The 26,205-nt window shown below is 68.2% G+C and carries 22 protein-coding genes; 8 read left to right on the top strand and 14 right to left on the bottom strand.

The annotated features are described in order from the left end of the window. Window positions 1–17: 17 nt before the first annotated feature. From AC3A5N_RS10920 to AC3A5N_RS10910, 3 genes are all read right to left on the bottom strand, one after another. Window positions 18–1,355, bottom strand: a complete 1,338-nt coding sequence (locus AC3A5N_RS10920) for a cytochrome P450 (protein WP_487737352.1) — start codon at window positions 1,353–1,355, stop codon at window positions 18–20. A gap of 251 nt (window positions 1,356–1,606) precedes the next feature. Further along, window positions 1,607–2,839 (bottom strand): ABC transporter permease, encoded by a 1,233-nt coding sequence (locus tag AC3A5N_RS10915; RefSeq protein WP_487737351.1) that lies wholly within the window; start codon window positions 2,837–2,839, stop codon window positions 1,607–1,609. Beyond that, window positions 2,836–3,831: an ABC transporter ATP-binding protein gene (locus tag AC3A5N_RS10910; protein WP_487737350.1), complete on the bottom strand. Its 996-nt coding sequence runs from the start codon at window positions 3,829–3,831 to the stop codon at window positions 2,836–2,838. The genes AC3A5N_RS10915 and AC3A5N_RS10910 overlap by 4 nt, the downstream gene beginning before the upstream one ends. A gap of 44 nt (window positions 3,832–3,875) precedes the next feature. Between AC3A5N_RS10910 and queG the strand changes: the two genes are divergently transcribed. Continuing rightward, the gene (gene queG / locus AC3A5N_RS10905) at window positions 3,876–4,937 is read left to right on the top strand and encodes a tRNA epoxyqueuosine(34) reductase QueG (protein ID WP_487737349.1); all 1,062 of its coding nucleotides are present in this window, start codon (window positions 3,876–3,878) and stop codon (window positions 4,935–4,937) included. Here queG and AC3A5N_RS10900 read toward each other — a convergent pair. The 8 genes from AC3A5N_RS10900 to AC3A5N_RS10865 all read right to left on the bottom strand — a co-directional run bounded on the left by AC3A5N_RS10900 (window position 4,921) and on the right by AC3A5N_RS10865 (window position 14,784). Continuing rightward, the gene (locus AC3A5N_RS10900) at window positions 4,921–6,147 is read right to left on the bottom strand and encodes an NAD(P)/FAD-dependent oxidoreductase (RefSeq protein WP_487737348.1); all 1,227 of its coding nucleotides are present in this window, start codon (window positions 6,145–6,147) and stop codon (window positions 4,921–4,923) included. The two genes, queG and AC3A5N_RS10900, sit on opposite strands and share 17 nt — an antisense overlap. Window positions 6,148–6,218: 71 nt before the next feature. Next, window positions 6,219–10,943: an NAD-glutamate dehydrogenase gene (locus tag AC3A5N_RS10895; RefSeq protein WP_487737347.1), complete on the bottom strand. Its 4,725-nt coding sequence runs from the start codon at window positions 10,941–10,943 to the stop codon at window positions 6,219–6,221. Between the two features lie 138 nt (window positions 10,944–11,081). After that, window positions 11,082–12,062 (bottom strand): LLM class flavin-dependent oxidoreductase, encoded by a 981-nt coding sequence (locus AC3A5N_RS10890; protein WP_487737346.1) that lies wholly within the window; start codon window positions 12,060–12,062, stop codon window positions 11,082–11,084. Beyond that, window positions 12,059–12,913: a tetratricopeptide repeat protein gene (locus tag AC3A5N_RS10885; RefSeq protein ID WP_487737345.1), complete on the bottom strand. Its 855-nt coding sequence runs from the start codon at window positions 12,911–12,913 to the stop codon at window positions 12,059–12,061. The genes AC3A5N_RS10890 and AC3A5N_RS10885 overlap by 4 nt, the downstream gene beginning before the upstream one ends. A gap of 16 nt (window positions 12,914–12,929) precedes the next feature. Continuing rightward, window positions 12,930–13,667 carry an alpha/beta hydrolase gene (locus AC3A5N_RS10880; RefSeq protein ID WP_487737344.1) on the bottom strand — a complete coding sequence of 246 codons (738 nt, stop codon included), beginning with the start codon at window positions 13,665–13,667 and terminating at the stop codon, window positions 12,930–12,932. Between the two features lie 156 nt (window positions 13,668–13,823). After that, complete coding sequence (locus tag AC3A5N_RS10875) at window positions 13,824–14,015, bottom strand: helix-turn-helix transcriptional regulator (protein WP_487737343.1); 192 nt, start codon at window positions 14,013–14,015, stop codon at window positions 13,824–13,826. After that, the gene (locus AC3A5N_RS10870) at window positions 14,012–14,620 is read right to left on the bottom strand and encodes a hypothetical protein (protein ID WP_487737342.1); all 609 of its coding nucleotides are present in this window, start codon (window positions 14,618–14,620) and stop codon (window positions 14,012–14,014) included. The genes AC3A5N_RS10875 and AC3A5N_RS10870 overlap by 4 nt, the downstream gene beginning before the upstream one ends. Then, complete coding sequence (locus AC3A5N_RS10865; protein WP_487737341.1) at window positions 14,617–14,784, bottom strand: hypothetical protein; 168 nt, start codon at window positions 14,782–14,784, stop codon at window positions 14,617–14,619. Before AC3A5N_RS10865 ends, AC3A5N_RS10870 begins: the two co-directional genes overlap by 4 nt. Window positions 14,785–15,174: 390 nt before the next feature. On the opposite strand from AC3A5N_RS10865, the gene thrS reads away from it, so the two are divergent. From thrS to AC3A5N_RS10850, 3 genes are read left to right on the top strand one after another with little or no spacing between them, the layout of a single operon-like run. Further along, on the top strand, window positions 15,175–17,172 hold the full coding sequence (gene thrS, locus AC3A5N_RS10860) for a threonine--tRNA ligase (protein WP_487737340.1): 1,998 nt from the start codon (window positions 15,175–15,177) through the stop codon (window positions 17,170–17,172). Further along, entirely contained in the window at window positions 17,169–17,633 is a 465-nt protein-coding gene (locus AC3A5N_RS10855) for an acetyltransferase (RefSeq protein ID WP_487737339.1), read from the top strand. The genes thrS and AC3A5N_RS10855 overlap by 4 nt, the downstream gene beginning before the upstream one ends. After that, complete coding sequence (locus AC3A5N_RS10850) at window positions 17,630–18,367, top strand: TSUP family transporter (protein WP_487737338.1); 738 nt, start codon at window positions 17,630–17,632, stop codon at window positions 18,365–18,367. The genes AC3A5N_RS10855 and AC3A5N_RS10850 overlap by 4 nt, the downstream gene beginning before the upstream one ends. On the opposite strand, the gene AC3A5N_RS10845 is transcribed toward AC3A5N_RS10850, so the two are convergent. From AC3A5N_RS10845 to AC3A5N_RS10835, 3 genes are read right to left on the bottom strand one after another with little or no spacing between them, the layout of a single operon-like run. Further along, window positions 18,362–18,493 (bottom strand): hypothetical protein, encoded by a 132-nt coding sequence (locus AC3A5N_RS10845; protein ID WP_487737337.1) that lies wholly within the window; start codon window positions 18,491–18,493, stop codon window positions 18,362–18,364. The two genes, AC3A5N_RS10850 and AC3A5N_RS10845, sit on opposite strands and share 6 nt — an antisense overlap. Window positions 18,494–18,541: 48 nt before the next feature. Then, entirely contained in the window at window positions 18,542–19,498 is a 957-nt protein-coding gene (locus AC3A5N_RS10840; RefSeq protein ID WP_487737336.1) for an agmatine deiminase family protein, read from the bottom strand. A 41-nt stretch (window positions 19,499–19,539) separates the two neighbouring features. Beyond that, complete coding sequence (locus AC3A5N_RS10835; RefSeq protein ID WP_487737335.1) at window positions 19,540–21,225, bottom strand: M28 family metallopeptidase; 1,686 nt, start codon at window positions 21,223–21,225, stop codon at window positions 19,540–19,542. Window positions 21,226–21,330: 105 nt separating this feature from the next. On the opposite strand from AC3A5N_RS10835, the gene glnE reads away from it, so the two are divergent. From glnE to AC3A5N_RS10815, 4 genes are all read left to right on the top strand, one after another. Further along, window positions 21,331–24,021 (top strand): bifunctional [glutamate--ammonia ligase]-adenylyl-L-tyrosine phosphorylase/[glutamate--ammonia-ligase] adenylyltransferase, encoded by a 2,691-nt coding sequence (glnE, locus tag AC3A5N_RS10830; RefSeq protein WP_487737334.1) that lies wholly within the window; start codon window positions 21,331–21,333, stop codon window positions 24,019–24,021. Then, entirely contained in the window at window positions 24,018–24,491 is a 474-nt protein-coding gene (locus AC3A5N_RS10825; RefSeq protein WP_487737333.1) for a peroxiredoxin, read from the top strand. Before glnE ends, AC3A5N_RS10825 begins: the two co-directional genes overlap by 4 nt. Further along, window positions 24,488–25,291, top strand: coding sequence for a ferritin-like domain-containing protein (locus AC3A5N_RS10820; RefSeq protein WP_487737332.1), 804 nt, complete (start codon window positions 24,488–24,490; stop codon window positions 25,289–25,291). The genes AC3A5N_RS10825 and AC3A5N_RS10820 overlap by 4 nt, the downstream gene beginning before the upstream one ends. Before the next feature lie 135 nt (window positions 25,292–25,426). Continuing rightward, window positions 25,427–26,128 (top strand): M23 family metallopeptidase, encoded by a 702-nt coding sequence (locus AC3A5N_RS10815; RefSeq protein WP_487737331.1) that lies wholly within the window; start codon window positions 25,427–25,429, stop codon window positions 26,126–26,128. Window positions 26,129–26,205: the final 77 nt, after the last annotated feature.

Raw genomic sequence — 26,205 nt, 5'->3', positions numbered from 1 at the left:
GGCGATCGCGGCGCGGGCTAGAAGGTGGTGACTTCTACCTCGAGCTTGCGGAAGCCGTGGACGAAGTTCGCGCGCACCCGCTCGACGTCGCCGGCGACATGCACCCGCAGCCGCCGCTTGTGCATCTCCTCCAGTAGGACCCGCAGTTGCAGCTCGGCCAGGCGCGCCCCCACGCAGCGGTGGATGCCGTAGCCGAACGCCAGGTGCCGCCGCGCGTTCTCGCGCGTGATATCGAGCTTGTCGGGGTTCTCGAACACTTCCTCGTCGCGGTTGCCCGATAGATACCACAGCACCAGCTTGTCGCCCGCCTTCACCTGCTCCCCGAACAGCTCGGTATCCTCGGTGCAGGTGCGGCGCATATGCGCCAGGGGTGTCTGATAGCGGATGCATTCCTGCACCGCGTTGGGGATCAGGTCGGGGTTCTCCTCGAACAGCTTGCGCTGGTCGGGGAACTTGTCGAACCCGTGGATGATCCCGCTCATCGTGTTGCGGGTCGTGTCGTTGCCGCCGACGATCAGCAGCACCAGATTGCCCATGAATTCCTGCGGGCTCATCTGGTTCATCGCCGGCGAGTGGATCATCATGGAGATCAGGTCGGGCCCCGGCTCCTTGTTCGCGCGCTCGGCCCACAATGTCTGAAAATAAGCCGCCATCTCGCGCAGGATCTCGTGCCGCATCTCGTCGAGATCGCGCACCATGGCGATCTCCGTATCCCCCGCCCAGTCGGACCAGAAGGTCAGCAGGCGGCGGTCCTCCCACGGGAAGCCGAACAGGATCGCGAGCATGCCGGTGGTCAGCTCGATCGAAACCTTGTCGACCCAGTCGAACACCTGGCCGCGCGGAAGCGAATCGAGCAGCTCGCCGGTGCGGTGGCGGATATCGTCGTCCAGCCGTTTCATCTCGGCCGGGGTGAAGGCCGGGGCGACGGTGCGGCGCTGGCCGGTGTGCTTGGGCCGGTCCATCGCGATGAACATCGGCAGCTCGAACCGCTCCTTGCCCTGCGCGGCGAGCTGTTCCTCGTCCAGCTTGTTGAGGATCGTGATCCCGCCGTGCTCCCAGCTGGAGGAGAACAGCTCGGGCAGCGCCTCGACATGGCTGATCGCCTTGTGGCTGACGACGTTCCAGTACGGGCCCACCGGGCTCTCGTCGACCCAGTGCAGCGGCCCCTTGGCGCGCATGTCTGCGAAGATCGGCTGCCACCGGTCCTCGTAATAGATGTCGCTGCGGCTGACGTCGTAGGGGTGCGTATGGCTCCACTTCTCTTCGGGATGCTCGGCCAGGTGCGCGCGCAAGGCGTCGACCGCGATCGGCGAACGGCGATAGGTTGCAGGCTGCTGGGCGATCTGCGTTGCCATGGGCTATCTCTCCTCCGCCCGCACGTCTTTTCGCAGCGCGTGGCGTGGGGCCATCCTGCCCTTGCTTACCGGGATGTCAATAGTGCGTTGCGATTTGCGACTTATCTCTGCGGCGGGCCACCTGTCACCCAGTGTTTCCCCATCCGCCGTCATCCCAGCGAAAGCTGGGATCGCGGGCAGCAAAGTCCGACCAGGCGGAGAGCGATCCCAGCTTTCGCTGGGATGACGGGCGAGGGTAACAGCCCCCGAGCCTAGTCTGCCGCCGTCTCCGTCGTGCGCTGCCAGAAGCGGCGCTTCGTCGCGGGCGCAGGCCCCGACTTCATCACCCGCTTGCGGAACAGCCGCGCGCCCAGGCGCACGAACAGGGCCACTGCCGCGATCTGCCAGACGATCGCCAGCGCGTGTGGCCACAGCGCCGGTTCCTGCGCGGCGCGCGCGATCATCGCGTAGGGCGAGCTGAGGGGGAACACGATCGCGAACAGCTCGACCGGCGATCCCGGGTCGGTCATCGCATAGCTGGCGAGGAAGAAGACCAGCAACTGGAGGATCGTTGCCGGCATCGACAGGGTTTGCACGTCGCGCACGGTCGGCGCCATCGATCCGATGGCGAGGAAGATCGAGCCGATCAGCAGATAGGCCATCGCGAAATAGACGAGGAACAGCACGGCGAAGGCCGGCCAGCCGATTGCAGGCGCCGGCATCTGTTCCAGCAGGTTGCCGGCGAGCACGATCGCCCCCCCGACGCCGCCCCACACCGCGATGCCGACGAAGCTGAGCGCGAGCATCGCGAATAGCTTGCCGAAGAAGACCGCATCCATCGGCACGGCGGCGGCGAGAATCTCGATGATCTTGTTGGCCTTCTCCTCGACGAGGTTGGACATGACCATGCCCGCCAGCAGCATCGAGAGGAGGAACAGCAGCGTGACCGCGGCCGTGGCGGTCGCCGCATTGGCGCTGCGTTCCTGCGCCACGCTCGTCGCTGTCGGGACGAGCGCGACTTGCGGAAAGTCGGCCGCGCCCGCCGATCCGGCTTCGGCGGCGACCAGCGCGACCGGCCCCCGCCAGCGTTCGATGCGATCTTGCGTCCCGCTCAGGCGCGGGGCGGCCAGCGTGCCGCTCAGGACCGCGCCGAAATTCCGCTCGCTATCGCCGAGCAGCGCGCCGGCGTCGTCCGCCGTGCTCGGTTCGACCGTCTCGATATCGGGCAGGTCGACGAGATCGGCGAGGCGCGCGTGCGCCGCGGCGAAGGCGGCGGAATCGCCAGGCGCCATCGCCACGGCCAGTCGCGGGTTGTCGGCGCTGCGGGCCGCCTGCGAGCTCAGCAGGCCGGCGACGCCGCCGATCGCGAGGAAGAACAGCGGGCCGAGCAGGAAGAACAGGAACGATTTGCTGAACAGGATCGCGGTGAAATCGCGACGTGCGATCACGAAAGCCGCGCGGGCTAGCGGGAGACGGGCCTTCGCCCGCGAATCGGCCGGCGTCATTGCACGGCCTCCGCCGGGCTCTGCTCGGCAAGCGCGCGCGCCGCGGCCTCGCCGGCGATGTCGACGAAGGCGTCGTGCAGCCCGGCGCGCTCGATCGAGAGCGACAGGATGCCCGCCTCGCCTTCGATCAGCGCGCGCAGCAGCGGCTCGATGCCCGTTTCGGGCAGGGGGAAGTACCAGTAGTCGCCCTCGCGCCGCGCGTCGGCGGGGAGCGCGTCGCGCCAGCGGCCCTCGCGCGCGCGGGTTTCCAGGCGGACCTGCGCCGGGATGCGGTCGCGCGCCGCATCGACCGATCCGGCGTAGGGGACCTTGCCCCCGGCGATGATCGCCACTTGCTCGCATAGTCGCTCGGCATGGGCGATCACGTGGGTCGAGAAGATCACGGTCGTGCCCTCGGCGGCTAGGTTGCGGATCAGGGTCTCCAGCTTGCCCTGGTTGATCGCGTCGAGGCCGGAAAAGGGCTCGTCGAGGACCACCAGCCGCGGGCGGTGGACCAGCGTGCCGAGGAGCTGGACGGTCTGCGCCATGCCCTTGGAAAGCTGGCGGATCTGCTTGTCGGCGGCATGGCCGAGGCCGTGGCCGTCGAGCAGCTCGCGTCCGCGGCGGCGCCCTTCGGCGAGCGGCACGCCGCGCAGCGCGCCCATGAAGGCGATCGCCTCGACCGCCTTCATCGCCGGATAGAGCCCGCGCTCCTCGGGCAGGTAGCCGATCAGCCGCGCGATGTCGTGCGGGTCCTCGCGGCCGAGCACGCGGCGCACGCCCTCGTCCGGGTCGATGATCCCCAGCAGCATGCGCAGCGTGGTCGTCTTGCCCGCGCCGTTGGGCCCGAGAATGCCGTAGATCGCGCCTTGGGGCACGGCGAGGTCGATCCCGTCGACTGCGGTAGTGCCCTCGAACCGCTTGACCAGGCCGCGGGCCGCGATCGCCAGCGGGCCGCCGGCGATCGCGGCATCGTTGCTCGTGCGGGGCTGATCGCCTAGCGCGGTGTCCATGCCCGGGCGGTAGCGCCCGGGCCTATGCAGGAGCAAGTCAAAGCGTGGCCGACGCGCGAGAAAACGACCCGCTGCGCGAGGACCTGATCGCGGAGGCCCGGCGGCTGGGCTTCGTCGCGGTCGGCATCGCGCCGGCCGCGGACGATCCGCTGCGCGCGCGGCGTCTCTCCGAATGGATCGCCGCCGGGCATCACGGCTCGATGGGCTGGATGGAGGATCGCGCCGAAGTGCGGCAGGGGCCGCAGTCGATGTGGCCCGAGGCGAAGAGCGTGATCGCGCTCGGCATGAGCTATGCGCCCGCGGCCGATCCGCTGGAGCTGGCGGAGGCGCATGACCGCGCGCGGATCTCGGTCTATGCGCAGGGGCGCGACTATCACGACACGGTGAAGAAGGCTGCGAAGGCGCTCGCGCGCTGGCTGGTGGCGCGGGCGCCGGGGGCCGAGCTCAAGGTCTTCGTCGATACCGCCCCGGTGATGGAAAAGCCGCTCGGGCAGATGGCCGGGCTTGGCTGGCAAGGCAAGCACACCAATCTCGTCAGCCGCGAGCACGGCAACTGGCTGTTCCTCGCCGCGATCTACACCACCGTGGAACTCGCCCCCGACGCGCCGCATTCCGACCGCTGCGGCTCCTGCCGCGCCTGCCAGGATGCCTGCCCGACCGCGGCCTTCCCGGAGCCCTACCGCCTCGACGCCCGCCGCTGCATATCTTACCTCACTATCGAGCACACGGGCAACATTCCTAAAGTTTTCCGCAAAGCCATCGGCAACCGCATCTACGGCTGCGACGACTGTCTTGCGGTGTGTCCGTGGAACAAGTTTGCTGACGCGGCGGCGCGCAATCTTGCGTTTCTGCCGCGCGCCGAACTTGCCGCGCCGCGGCTTGCCGAACTGCTTGCGCTCGACGACGCAGGGTTCCGCCAGCTCTTCTCAGGCTCGCCGATCAAGCGCATCGGGCGGGACCGGTTCGTGCGCAATTGCCTGATCGCGGCGGGCAACAGCGGGGATGCGGGATTGATCGATCAGGTGACGGCGTTGACCGGCGATCCCGATCCCGTTGTCGCCGAAGCCGCCGAATGGGCGCTAGCCGAGCTTACACCAGCGCCTTGAGCGAGATCTCCGGATCGGCCAGCGCCTCGCGCTCCGGCTTCGTGCCCGCCTCGATCAGCTTGCGCCCCTGCGCGTAGTCCTTGGTCGCGTTGACGCAGTCGAGTGCGATTACGCGGCCTTCCTTGAGATAGACGATCGAGAACTTGCGCTCCGCCGGATCGCCGCGGAGCACCGTCTCGTCGTGGTCGATCGAGAGGCCGACGGTCTGCAGGCGAAGATCGTACTGGTTCGACCAGAACCAGGGTACGGCATTGTACGGCCGCGAATCGCCGCAGACCGCCTTCGCCGCGGTGGTCGCCATGTCGTTGGCGTTTTGCACCGATTCGAGCCGGATCACCGCGCCGCCGGCATAGGGATTGGCATGCGCGGCGCAGTCGCCGATGGCATAGATGTCGGGGAGCGAGGTGCGGCAGAACTCGTCGACATCGACCCCGTTCGCACCCGCCGCACCCGCGGCGATCAGCGGCCCGACCGAGGGTACGATCCCGATCCCGACCACGACCAGGTCCGCAGGAATGATCTCGCCACTGCCGAGGCCCACGCCCGTCACCCTGTCGCCGTCCCCCTCGATCCGCTCGACTGCCGCCTCCAGACGCACGTCGACGCCGTGCGCGCGGTGCTCATCTTCGTAGAAGCGCGAGAGCTCTTCCCCGGCAACGCGCGCGAGCACGCGCGGCAGCGCTTCGACCAGCGTCACCTCGCAGCCGAGCTTGCGCAGCACGGCTGCGGCCTCGAGTCCGATATAGCCGCCGCCGACTACGACCGCGCGGCGGGCGCCCGCCTCGAGCTCCGCCATCATCCGATCGACATCGGCACGGGTCCGCACTGAGTGGACGCCGGCGAGGTCGGCGCCGGGGCACGACAGACGCCGCGGATCGCCGCCCGCTGCCCAGATGAGCTGACCGTAGCCGACGCGGCTTTCATCGGAGAGGACGATCTCGTGCGCTGCGGCATCGACTGCGACAACCGCGGTCCGCAGCCGCAGCGTGATGTCCTTGTCGGCCCAGAACTGCGGCGGGCGGATGCAGATCCGCTCGAACGGCTTCTCGCCCGCGAGATACTCCTTCGACAGCGGCGGCCGTTCGTACGGCGGTTCGCTGTCGCGCCCGATCATCGCGATCGAGCCGGCAAATCCGTTCTGGCGCAGGGCGATGGCGGCTTGCGCGCCGCCATGCCCCGTGCCGACGATCACTATGTCAGCGCGTTTCATGCCCGGCGGGATTTGGGCAAATACGCTGCCGGGTCAACCCTCGCTTGGGGGTATGCGGAGAACGATCCCGCCTATCGCCCGAGCAAATTGCGCGCCTGGCTCGCGATCTGCGCCAGCATTGCGGGCGCCACCGGCGAATGCGCCTGCGCCCGTCCGATCATCGCGCGGAATTGCCGGATCGCGGCGGCATTCTCCTCCGCCCAAGCGCCGACGACGCCGACCGGATCCTTCTTCGCATCCTTGCGGCGGGCGAGCCGGCGCAGGAAATCGAGCCGCATCTGCTGGAAATCGCGCGCGAGCCCGGCCACGAGCAGGCGTTCCCACACGTCCGACGGATCCATCAGCGCAGCCGTCCCCTGCGCCCAATCGAGCCCCAGACGCGCGCCGAGGTCGGTGAAGGCGCCGGTCAGCTTGCGCGCACCGATGTCGGCATCGCGCGCGAGGCTGGCGAGCCCCACCGCGCCGTCCATGTCGAACAGGTGCGCGACCTCGGCCGCGATCTCCTCGGGCGCGCCCATCTCCACGAAGGCTGCGCGCATCTTGGTCGACTGCTGGCGCGATTCGGGGGCCAGCAGGCCTTCGGTGCCGGAGGAAAGCTCGCCCACGCCCTTGGACAGTTCGGCGATGATCCTGGACGGCCCGGCCCGGCCCGCACCGGCACGCAGAAGATCTGCCATCTGGCTGCGCATCGCAGCGGCCACGCGGTCGAACAGCGTGATTCGCGCGACTTCGGGCATGACCGCGTAGTCGAGCCGGTCCCACAGGGCTTCCAGCCCGAACAGCTTCTCGGCCGCGACGAACGCCGCTGCGACCTGAGCCAGCTCGGTGCCTTCCTCTTCGGCCAGCTCGAACGGATTGACCAAGCCAAGGCGGTTGGTAATCCGGTTCGCCACGCTGGTGGCGATGATCTCGCGCCGGAGCCGGTGATCGAGGATCTGCGCCTTGAACTTGCTCCGCATCGGCGCGGGGAAATACTCGAGGAGATCGGGTTCGAGCACCGGATCGTCGGGTAGTCCGCTCTGCTCGATCGCATCCTGCAGCACGAGCTTGGTCGAGGATAGCAGCACGGCCAGTTCGGGCCGGGTCAGGCCCGCACCGTCGCTGGCGCGCCGCGTCAGCGTCTCGCCCTCGGCGAGGCCTTCGGTGCGCCGGTCGAGGTAGCCGCGATCTTCCAGGGTTTCGATCAGCCGCACCTGCGAGGCGGTCGCCTTGGCGCCGCCGAGTTCGGCGACCGACAGCGCCAGCGTCTGGAGCCGGTTGTCCTCCAGCACCAGCGCGGCGACTTCGTCGGTCATCTCGAGCAGCAGCTTGTTGCGCTTCGGTTCCGACAGACGGCCGGCACGGCGCGCGCCGGCAAGCGCGATCTTGATGTTGACCTCGTTGTCCGAGCAGTCGACGCCCGCCGAGTTGTCGATGAAGTCGGTGTTGATGCGCCCGCCGCCGAGCGCGAATTCGATCCGTCCGGCCTGGGTGACGCCGAGGTTCGCGCCCTCGCCGATCACCCGCGCGCGCATCTCCGCCGCGCTGACGCGCAGCGCATCGTTCGCCGGGTCGCCGACCTGGACGTTGTTCTCGAGAGCGCTCTTCACATAGGTGCCGATGCCGCCGAACCAGATCAGGTCCACCCGAGCCTTGAGGATCGCGGAAATCAGCGCTTCGGGCTCGATCTCCTTGGCATCGATGTCGAGCATCTTGCGTACCGCGGCGGTCAGCGGAATGCGCTTCATCGTTCGCGGCCAGACGCCGCCGCCCTTGGAGATCAGCGCCTTGTCGTAGTCCTCCCAGCTCGACGCCGGCAGGTCGAAGAGGCGCTTGCGTTCCTTCCAACTCGCGGCCGGATCGGGATCGGGATCGATGAAGATGTGGCGGTGGTCGAAGGCGGCGACGAGCAGAATAGCCTTCGACAGCAGCATGCCGTTGCCGAACACGTCGCCCGACATGTCGCCGCAGCCGGCGACGCGCACCGGTTCGGTCTGCACGTCGACGCCCATTTCGCGGAAGTGTCGCTGGACCGAGACCCAGGCGCCGCGCGCCGTGATCCCCATCGCCTTGTGATCGTAGCCGTTCGAACCGCCGCTGGCGAAGGCATCGCCCAGCCAGAAGTCCTGCTTCTGCGCGATCGCGTTGGCCACGTCGGAGAAGCGCGCCGTGCCCTTGTCGGCGGCGACGACGAAATAGGGATCCTCTTCGTCGCGGATGAAGACCGCATCGGGATGGACGACCCTATCGTCCACGATGTTGTCGGTCACCGACAGCAGCGTGCGAATGAAGATCTCGTAGCTCGCCTGGCCTTCCGCGGCCCATGCGGCACGGTCCTTCTCCGGCGCAGGAAGCTGCTTGGGGTAGAACCCGCCCTTGGCGCCGGTCGGCACGATCACTGCGTTCTTGACGCGCTGCGCCTTCATCAGGCCGAGAACCTCGGTGCGGAAGTCGTCGCGCCGGTCCGACCAGCGCAGACCGCCGCGCGCGACCGGCCCTGCGCGCAGGTGGATGCCCTCCACCCGCCGCGAGTAGACGAAGATTTCGCGCCACGGAATGGGCCTGGGCAGCGCCGGGACGAGCGCCGAATCGATCTTGAACGCCAGCGCTTCCTGCGCCGCGGGGGCGAAAGCATTGGTGCGCAGGATCGCACGCACGAGCGCGTCATAGAGCCGCAGCAGGCGGTCGTCGTTGATCGCGGCGACGTTCGCGAGACCCTGCTTGATCGCGGCGGCCGCGTCCTTCTCCGCGGCTTCGCGGTCGCCGCCGAAGGCGGGATCGTGCCTGGCGGCAAAGAGCTTCGCGATCGCGCGAGTGACCGTCGGAGCCCGGTCGAGCGCGTCGACCACGGTATAGATCGTGAAGCTGACGCCCGCTTGCCGCAGATAGCGATAGAACGCGCGCAGCAGGTTCGCCTCGTCGGCACCGAGCCCGGCGCCGATCACCAGGCGGTTGAACGAATCGTCCTCCGCGCGGCCGTTGAGCACGGCGGCGATCGCCTGTTCGATCGCGTCCGCCCATGCCAGCAGCGGCGCGGCGGTGTCGCCTTCCGGCAATGCCAGCGTGAAATCATGGATCGTGCCGAGCCGCCCCTCGTCGAGCGCGGTCGGGATTTCGGCGAGGACGCGGAAGCCGAAGTTCTCCAGCGCGGGCACCGCGTCGGACAGCGGCAGCGCGCCTTCGTGCTCGTAGATCTTGAGTCGCAGATGCCCCTCGGCATCGTCGTCGAGCGTGTAGAGGCGCGCATCGCGCTGCGTGGCCGCTCCGCTCGGAGCGTCGGCGTCGGTCACCGAAAGGTGCCGCATGCGCGCGATATCGCGCGCGGCTTCGGCCGCGCCGTACTTGTTCCGGTAGGGCTGCGGGAACGCTTCGGCGAAGCGCGTCGCGATGGCGGCGGCACGGCCCGCTTCCATCTGCTGGGCGAGCTCGCTCTCGACCGCTTCGGCCCAGCCGCGCAGCATCGTCTGGAGCCGCGTCTCGAGCTCGCGCTCGGGCGTCGCCACCTCTCCGCCGCGCAAGTCGAGGACGAAGCGGAGCATGGCAAGATTGCCGCCTTCGACCTGCAGGCTCCAGTCGATCAGGGTCGCACACGCGCCTTCTTCGAGCAGTTCCTGGATACGAAGCCGCACCTGGGTGGCGAGCATGTCGCGCGGCATCCATACGAAGGCGAAGAGATGCCGCGCTAGCGGCGCCTCGACCAGCGCGAGGCGCGGGCGCGGGCGATCGACGAGGCTCATCATCGCAGTCGCGACGCGCTCTATGTCCTCGTCCGGGAAGCCGATCACGAGATCGTGCGGCAGCGCCGTCAGCGCATGGGCCAGTGCCTTGCCCGCGTGGCCGCCGGCGTCGAAGTCGAACTTCTCCATTAGTCCGGTCAGCCGCTCGCGCAGGCGCGGAACCTGGGTGGGGGCAGCGGCAAGCGCCGCGCTGGTCCAGACGCCGGCATGAATCGAGAGCGCCACCAGGTCCCCGTTCTCGCGCACCGGCACGATGAACAGGTCGAGCGGCACGCGGCGGTGGACGTTGGAGACCCGGTTGGCCTTGATGATCAGCAGCTCGTACCCGTCGTCGGCTGCGCCGAACCACGCGAACGCGCGCTCGTAGGAAGCGTCGGCGAGGATCTGCTTGGCGCTCTTGCGGCAGATGCCGAGCAGGTCGGAATGGCTGCCGTCGCGGTAGCGCGTGACATGGCCGAGCTGGGTCAGCATACCGCTTTCGAGCCAGCGGAGGAGCTCGGCGCCTTCGGCGTCGTCGATCCGGGCGGCGTCGGCGCGCATGGCTTCGCGCATCTTGGGCCAGTCGGCCACGGCGGCGCGGACGTCGGTCAGCGTGACGCGCAGTGCGCGTTCCAGTTCGCGGCGCTGGCGTGCGTCGATACGCACCGTCTCCACATAGATCATCGACTCGCGTCGAGTGTCGTCACCCCGCTCGCCCGCAATCGCCTTCAGCGCGCCCTCGTCATCGCGGCGGACGTGGACCACCGGGTGGACCAGGCGGTCGATCGCGAGACCCTGCGCCGCGATCGTCGCGGCGACCGAGTCGACCAGGAACGGCATGTCGTCGTTGATCAGCGCAATGCGCATGAAGCGGCGCCCATCGGTGGCCGAGGCAAGCGCGATCGCGACCTCTCCCGGCGCACGCCGGCTCGCGGCGTCGAGCATGAAGGCCGCGGCTTCGCGCACCTTGTCGGTCGCGAACGGCGTGTCGCCGGGCAGCAGCGACTCGCAGATTCGCGTGGTCAGCGCCTCTGCGAGGGAAGAACTGTCAGCCAGCCGGCGGCGGGGTGTGTCGGAAGACGCGGCTGCGTTGGAACCCATCGAAATCGCTCCATCGGGCATTGGGGCCCGGCCACTGCATACCGCAACGTGCGGCAATAATGTTGCGCGCCTACGCCCAAATCGTTCGCGCCGCAAGCCGGCTCGGCCGCCCCTTTACCACAAGGCGTGCGCCCTCGGCTAACGCATGAAATCGCCCAGAAGTTCGAGCGATCTCACGCGCGCTGCCGGGTCGTACGTGGCGCCCGACATCATGATCTCGTCGGCCCCCGTTCGGGCCACGAACGCCGCGATCTTCGCCCTGGCCTGCTCGGGTGTTCCGATTGCGGAAGCTTCTCCGATGTGATCGAGGATGGCGCGTGCCTGCGGAGGCAGACTGTCGCGGTACCCCGGCACCGGCGGCGGGAGACGCCCGGGATTGCCGGTGCGCAGCCGCACGAAGCTCTGCGCCTGGGACGATGCGATCAGCTCGGCCTCTTCCTCGCTCTCGGCGACGAACACGGTCATCGCGGCCATGACGTGGGGCCGCTCGAGCGCTTCTGACGGGCGGAAGTCGCGGCGGTAGAGCTCCAGCGCGGCGTCGAGATGGGTCGGTGCGAAATGGCTGGCGAAGGCGTATGGCAGGCCCAGCCGTGCGGCGAGCTGTGCGCCGAACAGGCTCGATCCCAGCATCCACAGATCCACCTCGGCGCCGAACCCAGGCGTTGCCCTGATCGGCACTTCGGGGTCGCCGGTCAGCAGCGCGCGCAGCTCGACCACGTCTTGCGGGAAGAGCTCGGCCGCGCGGTGCAGATCCTTGCGCAGCGCGCGTTGCAGCTCAGGCCCGGCGCCCGGCGCGCGGCCGAGCCCGAGATCGACCCGCCCCGGGAATAGCGCAGCAAGCGTGCCGAACTGCTCGGCGATTATGAAGGGGTTGTGGTTGGGCAGCATGATGCCGCCCGCGCCGATGCGGATACTGGAGGTCGCATGGCCGACATGGGCGATCACGACCGAAGTCGCGCCGCCGGCGATACCTTCCATCGCGTGATGTTCGGCAATCCAGAAGCGCTTGCATCCGGCCGCCTCGGCCGCGCGGGCGAGGTCGACGGTGGCGGCATACGCCTCCCCCAGCGTGCCGCCTTCGCGCACGGGAACGAGATCGAGAACGGCAAAATCGGTCATGGCATGTCCAGTTGGTCGAGATAGGCTTGCGCGGTCGCAGCGGCTTCGCTGCCGGGGGAGGCGTCGATCACCGAACGCCAGCTTTTACGCGCGGCATCGTCGCGCCCGGCCATGGCGGCGATGACGCCGGCTTCGAGCCCGACGGCGGTGTCGAGCGGTGCAAGTATGGCCGCGCGCTCGATCCTTGCTTGCGCCTCATCGAGGTTCCCGAGCCGCCGCGACAGGGTCGCCGACAGCAGCCAGGCCTGCGCGTTGTCGGGCAGCGCCGTGCGCGCCGTGCCCAGCGCGACTACGGCTTCGTCGACGCGGTTGAGCACGACGAGTGCGATCGCGCGGTCGATCGCGATCTGGCCGAGAATGGCATCCTGTCCGGCAGCCGCCTCGCCGCTTGCCGCTTGTGCGTCGGTCCGTGCCGCGTCGAGAATGGCGAGCGCGCCCGCGGGGTCGCCCCGGGCCAGCAGGGCGCCGCCTGCCAGCCCGCCGCGCAGCGCGCGCGCGCGATGGTCGCTGCTCGGCGTGGCGTTGCGCGCCTGCAGGAAGGTTTCGGCCGCAGCGCTCTGCTGGCCGAGCTGAGCCTGCGCCACTCCGAGGCACTGCGCCGCATCGCCGCGCTCCCCGCCGCTCGCCTCCGTCAGCCAGGCTTCGGCCTCGTTCGCCGCACCGCCCGCGTCCTGCCGCGTGCGGGTGAGGCACTGGGCCAGTCGGCTAGTCGGCGGAAGAACCTCGACATAGGCGTTTTGCCGGGCGCGCGTGCGTTCGCGCTGTTCGTAGAGCTCGTCGGGAATCGGCGAGATCGGCTCGGTGGTCGGCATCGGACCGACTTGGAGCAGGAAAACGATGAGTGGGGTCATGAGGCGCGGGATCCAGTCATTCGGCGGGGAACGAGGCGATCGTTTGCAGCAGCAGCGCGATATCCTGCTCGCGCGACAGGCGGTGGTCCCCGTCCTTTATCAGCGTCACCTGTACATCGTCGGAACGCAGAGCGTCGGCAGTGCGCAGGCTCACGTCCCACGGCACGTCTGCGTCGCGCTGGCCGTGGAGCAGGCGCACCGGGCAATCGATCGCGATCGTGTGATCGAGCACGCGCAGCGTCTCGGCATCTTGCCAGAACCCGCCATGTGTAGGCGTCGATTCTGGGCCGTAGGGGTTCATTTCGTAGATCGTGCGCCCCTCGCGCAGCTCCGCCTTCTGTGCGGCATCGAAGCCCCAGTCGGAGAAGTCCGGCGCCGCCGCGATACCGACGACGCCTGCAAGCAGCTCGCCGAGGGCTTCGCCGACGAGCAGCATCAGCCATCCGCCCATCGACGAACCGGCGAGGATCACCCGGCCTGAAATCTTCGCCCCGATCAGGGCGAGCACTTCCTCCCGCCAGCGCGAGAGCGTGCCGTCGGCGAAATCGCCGTCGCTTTCCCCGCACCCCGAGTAATCGAGCAGCAGGCAGGCGCGCCGGTTGCGGCGGGCCCAGTCGAACACCGCGGTCGCCTTCCCGCCCGCCATGTCGGACATGTAGCCGGGAAGGAACACGATTGCCGGACCCACGCCATCATGCAGGCGAAAGGCGATGCGGCGCCCGTCGGGCATGGCGTGATGCTGGATGTCGCTCATTTCCGAAGCCATGCCCCCTAGATGTGGAGCATGGCAACCGGATCAATAGAGTTCGGGCACGTCGAACGGCGCAGGCGGCTCCTCGGCGCGGTCGCCGCACGCCGCAAGGACGAGACAGGCGAGCAGCAATGTGGCGATACGCGTCATGGCTCTCTCTCAATCCGGCATGAATATAGCTTCGATCGGCATGCCGAACAATGCCGCGATACGGAACGCGAGTGGCAGGGACGGATCGTAGCGGCCGGTCTCGATTGCATTCACGCTCTGACGGGAGACTTCGAGTCGCTGCGCGAGATCCTGCTGGCTCCAGTTGCGTTCGGCCCGCAGGACCTTGAGGCGGTTCTTCACGATTCGGCCCCGGCCCGGCCGCGCCAGCTCATCCAGCATTGCGCGATCCCCATGCCGATCGCCCAGACGGGGAAGGTCCACCAGGCATCGATATGCGGCGCGACGCCGAAAGTCTCGAGAAAGCCCCAGAAGCTGCCAGCGGCGAGCACCAGGCCCAGGCCGAACAGCGACGCCATGGTCGCACGATGGCGCAGGAACTCGTCGTCTTCCTCGATCAGATATTGCGCCATGGTCCAGATCATGGCGAAGATCGGCAGCACCGGCAGCAGGGCGATCGCGAAGGCACCCGCGCCTGAAAGTTCCATCCGTTCGCTGAGCGTGATCGCGATGCCAAGGCCGAGCATGTATCCCAGCGAGGCAATCATGAAGCGGCGCGTGTAGCGCGCCACGGCGGGGCTGAGGTGTCCGGTGGTCCGCTGGTGCGCCAGGCCGGCGCGGGTGAGGGGAACGATCAGCACCATGGCGCATGCCATCAGGATGAATCCGGTGGTCTCTCCGATCGCATCGGTAATCCTGAGCGCGGCAATCGCGCCGAAGGAGGCGAACATCAGCCCCGCCCAGAACCAGCGTGAACGGCCAGCGTGGCGGGTGCGGTGGGCGGTCATCCGGCCTTTCCGGTAGTGCCGCACCGATTGCCCGTCGTCGCGGCCATGAATGGGAGCGTCAGAACGGCGGCGATGGTGGTCCAGTCGGGCAGGACATCGAGAATGTTGAGAATCCCGACGGCGATCACCGCAAGGGCCCAGAGGTACGGTCGTAGAGTGGCCATGGTCAAGCTCCGTTGCTAGAATGTAAAGCAACCTAGACGCTGCTCTGCCGAATGTCAAGCGTCCACGACAATATGGCGTGCAAGCTTGCCACAGCGGTAGCCGGTAGACTTACATGCCAGTGGCGACTTGAACCGTTAACCCTTCGCGGGTATCTCGGCCGCCATGAACGCGCTGCCGATCACCGCCACGACTACCACCACCCGGGCCCTCCGGGGGCGGTCGGTCGCGGTCTGACGCGATCTGCCGCCGCCCGGTTTCGGGCGGTGCGGCGTTCCTCCTGAAATCGCGATCAACATCAACGCCGCTCTTCAAGCGCGGGGCGCGCTGTGCCATGGCGCCCTCAACTGGACGCCGCCGATAGCGCCGCGCCAAAGGAACGGTACGAAACGATGACGGAACTGCTCAAGATCAGCCTGCCCGACGGTTCGGTGCGCGAGGTCGAGCCCGGGACCACGCCGGCCGATATCGCCGCCGCGATCGGCCCGGGGTTGGCCAAGGCCGCGCTCGCCGCGCGGATAGACGGGGAAGTGCGCGACATCATGCGCCCCTTCGAAGGCGATGCGGAACTCGCGCTGATCACCGCGCGCGACGAGGAAGACGCGCTCGAACTGGTCCGTCACGATTACGCCCACGTGCTGGCGGAGGCGGTGCAGGCGCTGTGGCCCGGAACGCAGATCACGTTCGGCCCCGCGACCGAGGACGGCTTCTACTACGACGTGAAGGCGCCCGACACGCGCGACCCCTTCTCGATGGACGACCTGCCGGCGATCGAGGAGAAGATGCGTGAGATCATCCGCGCCGACAAACCGTTGCGGCGCGAGGTCTGGAGCCGCCAGGCGCTGATCGAGAAGTGGGAAGCCGAAGGCGAGACCTTCAAGGCTGAATGGGCGAAGGAGCTGCCCGATGATGAGGAACTGACGGTCTACTGGTCGGGTGAGGACTGGCTCGACATGTGCCGCGGGCCGCATCTCGCCAGCACGGGCAAGCTCGATCCCAACGCCTTCAAGCTGATGCGCGTCGCGGGCGCCTACTGGCGCGGCGACCAGCGCAACGCGCAGCTTACGCGCATCTACGGAACCGGCTGGCTCAACAAGAAGCAGCTCGACGCGCATCTCCACCGGCTGGAGGAAGCCGCCAAGCGCGACCACCGCAAGCTGGGCCGCGAGATGGACCTGTTCCATTTGCAGGAAGAAGCGCACGGCAGCGTCTTCTGGCACCCGCAGGGCTACCGCGTGTGGCGCGAGCTCGAGGCCTATATGCGCCGCGCGATCGACGGTGCCGGCTACCGCGAGATCAAGACGCCGCAGGTGATGGACGCGCGCCAGTGGGAGCAGTCGGGCCATTGGGGCAAGTACCGCGAGAACATGTTCGTCATCCCCGACGAGGTGCCGAACGTCGATGACGAAGGCCCGCTGGTCTCCGACGCGGCCGACTGGATGGCGCTCAAGCCGATGAACTGCCCGGCGCACGTGCTGGTCTTCAAGCAGGGCATCAAGTCCTACCGCGACCTGCCGCTGCGCCTCTACGAGAACGGCTGTTGCCACCGCAACGAGCCGCACGGCGCGCTCCACGGCCTGATGCGCGTGCGCCAGTTCACCCAGGACGATGCGCACATCTTCTGCCGCGAGGACCAGATCGTGGAGGAAGTGCGCAAGTTCTGCGAACTGGCCGACCGGGTCTACAAGGACTTCGGCTTTACCTACGAGATCAAGCTCGCCCTGCGCCCAGAGACGCGATTTGGTAGCGACGAGGTATGGGATCTGGCCGAGAGCGAACTGCGCGACGCGGTGAGCAAAGCGGGCTTCGCCAATGACGAATACGGCTGGGGCGAGTTGCCCGGCGAAGGCGCGTTCTACGCCCCCAAAATCGAATGGCATCTTACCGACGCGATCGGCCGCACCTGGCAGGTCGGCACAATCCAGTCCGACCGCGTGCTGCCTGATCGGCTCGACGCGAGCTATATCGGCGAGGATGGCGAGAAACACCGCCCGATCATGCTCCACCGCGCGATCTTCGGGTCCTACGAACGCTTCATCGGCATCCTGATCGAGCATTTCGCGGGCCGCCTGCCCGTGTGGCTTGCGCCGACCCAGGCGGTCGTGGCGACGATCGTCTCCGATGCCGATGCCTACGCGGAAGACACCGTACGCAGGCTCGAAGCGGCAGGGATCCGGGTCGAGGCGGATCTTCGCAACGAGAAGATCAACTACAAGGTGCGCGAGCACAGCCTCGCCAAAGTTCCGCACTTGCTGGTGGTCGGCAAGCGCGAGGCCGAGGAAGGAACCGTCGCGGTGCGCACGCTGGGCGAGCAACAACAGAAGGTCATGCCGCTCGACGAAGCGATTGCGATGCTTCGCGAGGCTGCGACCCCGCCCGACCTGCGGTGAAGGTTCGCGAAGGATTGCCAGCGGACGTTCCGCGTGCGCTCGAAATCTGGCGCGCCGCGGTCGATGCGACGCATGGTTTCCTGACGCCCGAGGATCGCGTCGAGATCGACCGCATGGTGGCGGAGCAGTTCCTGCCCCAGGCCGAGCTGTGGCTGGCCGAGGATGGCGACGGACATGTTCTCGGCTTCCTTGTGATGGAGCGTAACGAGATCGATGCGCTGTTCGTCGATCCGGCGGCGCACGGGCAGGGCTATGGCACGGCCTTGATCGAGCATGCGCTCACCCTGTCGCCGCACGCAACGGTCGAGGCAAGCGAGCAGGCCAGCAATGCGCTGCCATTCTACGAGGCGCGGGGTTTCGTGCGGATCGGACGATCGGAAACCGATCCACAGGGCCGGCCCTATCCGCTGGTTCGGTTGCGCTATGCCGGAGGCAGCGATCGTGGGTCGAGGGACGGATGATCGCCGACTTCACCGTGCTGCAGATCGGAGTGGCGCTGGCGAGCGGACTCGGCGCCGCGTTCGTGCGCGGCCTGACCGGGTTCGGCATGGCGATCCTGCTGGTGCCCGTGCTCGCGCTGGCACTCACGCCGGTCGAGGCGGTTCTGGTGACCAACACCGTCTCGCTGCTGCTCGGCCTCAGCGAGTTCAGGCGCCTGCGCCAGCACGCGGAGCGCTCCGCTTGGATCATTGCGGGGCTGGTTCTCCTCGCGACGCTGCCGGGGCTGGCGGTGCTGTCCGCAACGCCCGCGCCGCTCGCGCGGCTGCTGATCGCGCTGGTCGCGCTCTCCGCCTTCGCAGCCATCCTGCTCCCGTCTCGCCCGGCCGATCTTCCGGGCAAGGCGACGACCGCGCTGACCGGGCTTTCGAGCGGGTTTCTGACCGGATTCGCGGGAATGCCGGGCCCGCCTGTGGTCCCGTACTACGTCGGGCGCGCGATACCGCGGGCGACGGCGAAGGCGTCGATGATCCTGATCTTCACCTTCGCCTCGGCGGCCGGGCTTGCTTCGGGCGCGCTCCTTGAAGAGTTGCACTGGCGTCAGCTTGCGCTCGGCGCGCTGCTTCTGCCGGTCGTGCTGCTCGGCAACTGGCTGGGCAGCCTCGCATTCGGCCGGATCGAAGATACCGTGTGGCGGGTCTTCGTGGCAGTGGTGCTGGCAGCAGCGGCGCTCGCCGCGCTGGTCAAGCTGCTATAGGGGCAGGCCGGGCAGCGCAGCGTCGGCCGCGATCAGCGCAAGCGCGCATCCTGCCACGACGGCCGCGCGCAGCGCATCGAGCGCGCGGTGTCCATGCCTGCGGGCGAGAACGATCGCATATGCCATGCGGCTGAAGGTGCGCGCGCGGCCGCTAAGGAAGTGTTAAAGACCGGATCAAAGCGCCGGCATCTGCTGGCTGGCGCAGTGAAAGCCGCCGCCGCCCGCAAGCACCGCATCGGCGGGAAGGCCGATCGTCGCGCGGTCGGGAAACAGCGCTGCAATAGCAGCGACGCCGTCCGCATCGTGGATCGAGCCGAACGTCGGCACGACGACGAGGTTCGTGGTGATCGCGAAGTTGGCGTAACTGGCCGGCTCGACGAGATCGCCCCGGGTGATGAGCCCGGGGGAAGGGATCTCTGCCACCTCGACGCCGAAAGCTTCGGCCCGGCGCTTCGCATCGGCGTAGATCGCGGCGTTGGGATCATCGCTGCCCGTGGCGCGCGGTAGCGCGAGGCGGCCCGGCGCAACGAACCGGGCGAGGTTGTCGACATGCCCGTCGGTATGGTCGTTGATCAGTCCCTCGCCGAGCCACAGCACGCGATCGAACCCGAGATCGCCTGCGAGCCGTGCCTCGATCTCCTTGCGCGAGAGCTCGGGATTGCGGTTCGGGTTGAGCAGGCACTGTTCGGTCGTGACGACGAGGCCGGTCCCGTCCCCGTCGATCGCCCCGCCTTCGAGGATCCAGTCCGCTCCGACGACCGGGAGCCCCGCTTCGTTCGCGAGCGCGGCGCCGATCGTCTGATCACCCTCCATCAGGTACTTGCCGCCCCAGCCGTTGAACAGACAGCGCAGCGCAGACCCGTCGGTGCGGATGAGCGGCCCGGTATCGCGCAGCCATACGTCGCCGAAGCTGCAGCGCTCGAGCTTGACCGCGCCCGAGACGAGCGAGCGTGCCCGCGCCTCGTTCGCCCCATCGCGCACCAGCAGGCGAACCTCCTGCCCGCTTTCGGCCACGGCGTTGGCGAACGCCGCGATCTGCTCCTGCGCGCGGCCGAGATAGCCCGGCCACTCGTTCGCGTCGTGGGGGAAGCCGATCCACAGCCACGCCTGCGGCGCCCATTCGGGGGGCATCGAGATAGCCATCGAAAGTCGCTCCGAACGGGCGCGTGGGGTCAGCAGCCGCCGTCCGCCGCGCAGGCCTCGTCGCGGATGCGGCGGAATTCGTCGCCTTCGCGCCAATTGGGCCACGATGTCGACATCGCGAGCATCCGGCCGAGGCGGTAGAACAGGCGCAGGTCCTGCTCGACGCCCGACCAGTCCCAGTTCTCGTCGTACTCGTCACCTGCGGCGTGATAGGCCGTGTCGCGGTAGCGCGCCTCGTAGGCCGCGCCCGCCTCGGTGCCGCCTTCGACCAGATCCTGTCCACCGTCGACGTAGAGCATAGGCAGCCCGCGCTTGGCCATGCTGAAGTGGTCCGAGCGGTAGTAGTAGCCCGCTTCGGGCGAGGGGTTCGGCGTGCCCACGCGCTCTTCGGCGGTCAGCGCGGCGGTGAGGAAGTCATCGAGCTGCGACTTGTCGGGGCCGACGACGGTCACGTCGTTCGCCGGGCCGGCGAGCGAGAGCGCATCCATGTTCACCCCACCGACCGTCTGTTCGAGCGGAAAGACAGGGTTCGCGCCGTAGTATTCGGAGCCGAGCAGGCCCTGCTCCTCGGCGGTGACGGCAAGAAACACCAGACTGCGATCCGCCGGCCCAGATTTGGCGTGCGCTTCGGCGAGCGCGATCAGCGCGGCGGTGCCGGTCGCATTGTCGATCGCGCCGTTGCAGATCTCGTCCTCCTCGCCAGGGGCGCAGCGGCCAAGATGATCCCAGTGCGCGGTGTGGAGCACGTATTCCTCGGGGCGCTCTGCACCGGGCAGGATGCCGATCACGTTCTTCGAGGTGAAGGTGCGGGCATCGTTCTCGAAGGCGGTCGACACGGTCGCGCCGAGCGGCACGGGCTTGAAGCCTTCCTTCTTCGCGGCGGCCGAAAGTTCGGTCAGGTTGTGTCCGGTCGCCTCGAGGATTTGCTCGGCGACCGCTTTCTGCACCCAGCCGTTCATGACAGTCTGGTCGGCACCGCCACCCTCCCGCTGAGCATAGGCCTGCGGGCCCGACCAGCTGTTCTTGACCGTGGTCCAGGGGTAGGACGCCGGATAAGTGTCGTGCACGATGATGGCCCCCGTCGCGCCCTGACGGGCGGCTTCCTCGTACTTGTAGGTCCAGCGACCATAGTAGGTCATCGCCTTGCCGTTGAACGTGCCTTCGAGCGCCTCGGCTTCGTAGTCCGGGTCGTTGATCAGGATGACCGCGGTCTTCCCGGTCATGTCAATCCCGGCATAGTCGTTCCAGTTCTTCTCCGGCGCGTTGATGCCGTAGCCGACGAACACGAGTTCGCTGTTCTCGATCTTCGTCGTCGGCATTTCGCGGTAGGAAACGCCGACCCAATCCTCGCCGAAGTCGAAGTTCATCGTCTCACCGTCGGCCTTCACGGTCAGCGGCGCGAAATCGCGTCCGGTGATCTCGACCAGGGGCACGTCCTGGAACCAGCTACCGTTGTTGCCCGGCTCGAGCCCGGCTTTCTCGAACTGCTCCGCGATATAGGCGACGGTCTTCTCCTCGCCGGCGGTGCCCGGCAGGCGGCCCTCGAACTCGTCCGACGAAAGGGTGCGTGTCGCCTCCTTCATCGTTTCGATGGAGATTTCGGACACTTCGACTTCGGGGAGGTCGAGCGACGTGTCGCCCTCCGGCTCTCCCACGGCGACGTTGCACGCGGCGAGCGCCAGCATGGCGGTGGCGGCTAGGATTCGGCGGATCATTGCGAAAACTCTCTCAAGACTGCGATTGCCACAAAACTTGGCAGGTCCCGCGCGCCGCGGCAACCCGTGCTTGTGCATGGTGTGCACACCGGGCAGGGAGCGGGAATGACGGGTGACTGGCAGGATGCGATCGCGCGAGCTCGTGCCAACGCGCCCTTTCTCGCGCGCGCGCTCGACCGGCAGCCGGAACTCGAAGCACTGCTGCGAGATGGAGACGGCGATGCGGCGCTCGCCTGGGCCCGCGAAGCGGGAGCGCCGACCTGCGAGATCGCGCTGCGGCGCGAACGGCTGGGACTTGCGGCGGCGCTTGCGGTCGGCGATCTCGCCGGGGCCTTCCCGCTCGAGCGAGTGATGGCCGAACTGTCGGACCTCGCCGACCGTGCGCTGGACCGCGCGATAGCGGAGGCGGTCGCGCGCCGCGTCGAGGGCGCCGCGCCGGCCGGGTTCATCGCTCTCGCGCTCGGCAAGCATGGGGCGGGCGAGCTCAACTACAGCTCCGATATCGACCCGATCCTGCTCTACGACCCGGCGACGCTGCCCCGCCGCGCACGCGACGAGCCGGGCGAGGCGGCGCAGCGCTATGCCCGCGAGATCGTCCAGATGCTCTCGGCCAATAGCGCGGAGGGCTACGTCTTCCGGGTCGATCTGCGGCTGCGCCCGGCTTCCGAAGTGAGCCCGCTGGCGATTTCGTGCGATGCGGCGCTCAGCCATTACGAGAGCTCTGCGCTGGCGTGGGAGCGCGCGGCCTATATCCGCGCGCGCGCCGCGGCGGGAGACATCGGCCAGGGCGAGGATTTTCTGGCTGCGATTCGCCCGTTCGTCTGGCGGCGAAGTCTCGATTTCGGCGCGATCGAGGAGATCGGCCGGCTGACCTCGCGCATCCGCGACCGGTATTCGGGCCCGACGGAGCCCGCGCCCGGCTTCAACCTCAAGCAAGGCCGGGGCGGGATCCGCGAGATCGAATTCTTCGCGCAGACGCACCAGTTGATTCACGGCGGCCGCGACCGCTCGTTGCGTATCCGGCAGACTCGTGCCGCGCTCGATGCGCTTGCCGCGGCCGGCCTTATCGCATCCGAGGACGCCGAGCTTCTCGGCCGCAGCTACGACCGCTTGCGTACCGTCGAGCACCGGTTGCAGATGCTTGAGGACCATCAGACGCACACGTTGCCCGCCGGGGAAGCGCTCGATCGGGCTGCCCGGCTCGACGGCCTGGCCGATGGCGCGGCGCTGCTGGCGGAGCTGACGCCGCTCTGCGCCGAGGTCGCCGCGCGGTTCGACCGGCTGCTCGACCGGCCGGGCGGTGGCGGTGGATCACCGGCCGAAAGCGAGAGTCTGCCCGCCCGGCTCCAACGGCTCGGTTTCGAGGAGCCGGAGGCGCTCGCCGAACGGATCGCGAATTGGAGCGACGGGCACATCCGCGCGCTGCGCAGCGAGGCGGCGCGCGCCTCGTTCGACGCGCTGCTCCCGCGCCTGCTCGATGCGCTGGCCGAAGCGCCCGACCCGCGCCGCGCCCTGCTGCTGTGGGAGGAGCTGATCGCCAAGGCATCGAGCGCGATCAACCTGTTCCGCCTGCTCGACGCGCGCCCGGCGCTGCTCGACCAGCTCGTCGGCGTGCTGACGCTGGCGCCGCCGCTTGCCGAGCAGCTCGCACGGCGACCCGAGCTGCTCGATGCGCTGATCGACAAGAGCGCGCTCGACCTGCCCGGCGACGTTCCCGCGCTGGCGGAGCGCATGGCCCGCGGCGAGACCGGCGACGACTACGAGCGCGCGCTCGACCGGATTCGCGTGGTCACCGGCGAAACGCGCTTCGCTCTGGGCGTGCAGCTTATCCAGGGCGAGCACGATCCGCTCGATGTCGCAGCCGCGCTGTCGCGAACCGCCGAGGCTGCACTGGCGATCGCCGCGCGCACGACCCAGGACGATTTCGCGGTCAAGCACGGTGTCGTGCCCGGCGGAGAGCTGCTGGTGCTCGGCCTCGGGCGGCTCGGCGGCGGCGCCCTGACGCATGCGTCGGATCTCGACATCGTCTATCTCTTCACCGGCGATCACGGCGCCGAATCTGAGGGTGCGCGGCCGCTCGGCGCGACGCTCTACTTCAACCGCCTCGCGCAGCGGGTCAGCGGCGCGCTGAGCGTGCCAACGGCGCAAGGCGCGCTCTACGAAGTCGATACGCGCCTTCGCCCGCAGGGCGCACAGGGGCCGCTCGCGGTCAGCCTCGACAGCTTCGCCCGCTACCAGCGCGAGGATGCCTGGACCTGGGAGCACATGGCGCTCACCCGCGCGCGGCCACTGGTCGGCTCGCCCGAGGCACGGGCTGCGCTCGAAAGTGCAATCGCGGACGTGCTGCTACGCCCGCGCGATCCTGAAAAGTTGCGCGCGGACGTATTGAGAATGCGCGGCGAGATGGCCGCCAACAAGCCGCCGCGCGGGCCGCTCGACGCGAAGCTGCTGCGCGGCGGGCTCGTCGATCTGGAGTTCCTGATCCACTACCTGCAATTGCGCGACCAGGCCTGCATCCTGCCGGATCTGGGGCAGGCCATCGCCGGCCTGATCGAGCGCGGGAGCCTGCCCGGCGAAATGGCGGAGGCCGAGCGGATGATGACACGCCTGCTCGTGGCGGGCCGCCTGCTCGCACCCGATCTCGACCAGCCCACGCCAGCCGCCGGTCGCGCGCTGGCCCGCGCCTGCCGGTGCGAAAGCCTCGACGAGGTCTTGCGCCGGCTGGAAGAGGCGCGGCAATGCGTTGCCGCCACCTGGCGCGAGGTGTTCGAAGAGAAACTGGAGACCCAGCAATGAGCGACTTTCCGAAAGCCGGCGAATCGATGCCCGACATCGCGATGGAGACGCCCGACGGCGGCACCGTGAAACCCTCGGACTATCGTGGGCGCAAGCTGGTGGTGTTCTTCTATCCGAAGGACAACACGCCCGGCTGCACGACCGAGGCGAAGGACTTCACGGCGCTTGCCGGCGAATTCGAGAAGGCCGGTGTCGCGCTGCTCGGGGTGAGCAAGGACTCGCCGCAGAAGCACCGCAACTTCATTGCCAAGCATGACCTGAAGGTCCCGCTCGCGACCGACGCGGAGGAAGGCGGCCTCTCCGACACGCTCGGGATCTGGACCGAGAAGAAGCTGTACGGGAAGACCTTCATTGGGATGGTCCGCAGCACATACCTCGTTGATGCGGACGGGAAGATCGCCCGCGTCTGGAGCAAGGTGAAGGTCAAGGGCCACGCCGCGGACGTGCTCGAGGCGGCGAAGGCGCTTTGAGCGAGAGGCGCGAATCGGTCGCCGCGGCGATCCGCGGCGCATTGCTGACCGGCGAGCCGACCGCCAAGGTCTTTGCGGCGCGCGATGTCGCGCGCCGCTGGCGTCTTGGGCGGCTCGACTGGCGCTTCGATACCGCGATGCCCGAACGCCCCGCTGCGCCGGAACGGCCCGAACTGCTCCCGCCCAATCGCATGCCGAAGCGCGGCAAGGCCGGATCGGAGCGCGGGCGGATCGCGCTGTGGCATGCGCTGGCGCACATCGAATTCGTCGCGATCGACCTTGCGCTCGACATGGCGGGCCGCTTCGGGGCGGCTATGGGCCGGGAATTCGTGAGCGATTTCCTTTCGGTAGCTGCCGACGAGGCGATGCACTTCGCTCTGCTCGACCGCAAGCTCCGCCGCCTCGGCAGCCATTACGGCGCGCTGCCGGCGCACGGGGGCCTGTGGCAGGCCGCGCACGACACGCGGCACGATGTGCGTGCGCGGCTCGCCGTAGTGCCGATGGTGCTGGAGGCGCGCGGGCTCGACGTCACGCCGGCAACGCGTGACCGGGTGCGGGCGCAGGGCGACGAAGACGGCGCCCGAATCCTCCAGCGAATCCTTGACGACGAGATTCGCCACGTCCGCTTCGGCACAAAGCACTTTATCGCAAGCTGCGACGAAGCGGGCGAAATGCCTGAGAAGTGTTGGAAAACGCTGGTGGAAAGGCACTTTCGCGGCACGTTGAAGCCACCATTCAACGACTCGGCGCGTTCGGCAGCCGGTTTATCGCGAGAGTTCTACGCTGCTATTGCCAGTTAAACCCACCCCCGGTTAGGCCCCCAATCACTGAGACGGAGGAGGGTTCCCAAGTCTCGCATAAAATTTCGCGCCGGTGACGGGTCCCGGCGTGCACGGATCGCTGCGGCTCAAGGTCGCAAACAAGAGGACGGGATCTTGGTCGCAACTCTCAGAAATCGGCGGATCGCCAAAGCCGCGGCAGCGGCAGGCGCCGCGTTTCTCGCCATCGCCGCAGGTCCGGCACTGGCCAATTCGAGCGCCGCAGCCGCAGCCGACATGACCGCGCCCGTGCAGGACGCGCAGAAGTCGGTGAGCGGGGATGCGCAGTTTCGCGAACTCTTTGCAAGCTGGCGCTCGCTGGACGGCGACCGCGCCGCGCAGCCGATCGCAAGCACCGGTATTTCGGTCCCCTCGCGCATGCCGCTCGACGGTGCGCAGCTTACCAGCGATTACGGCATGCGTACCCATCCGGTGCTCGGCGGCCGTCGTTCGCACAAGGGTGTCGATCTTGCCGCTCCGACCGGCACTCCGGTCTATGCCACGGCCGATGGTATCGTCGGCCGCGCCGACTGGTTCAGCAGCTACGGCCTGTACGTCCAGATCGAACATGGTGCGAAGCTCCAGACGCGTTTTGCGCATCTGTCGAAGCTCGCCGTGGCCGATGGTCAGCGGGTCAAGAAGGGCGACTTGATCGGCTACGTCGGCTCGACCGGCCGCTCGACCGGCCCGCACCTTCACTACGAAATCCGCATCGACGGCGAGGCGGTCAATCCGATCCCCTACATGGTCGAAACCGAAGCGCAGCAGGCTTTCGCACTGGCGACTGGCCGCGGCGGCATGGGCGGCGGCGAGGAATAGATTTCGCGCCTCGCGTGAGGGGCGGGAGGCAGGCATGGGAGAGGATGCCTGACAAAAAGGCGGCGGGAGCGATCCCG

This window comes from Pelagerythrobacter sp. Soil_C_18 (assembly GCF_057657235.1).
The sequence above is the reverse complement of the archived record's forward strand: the minus strand, read 5'-3'. Positions and strand labels throughout refer to the sequence as shown.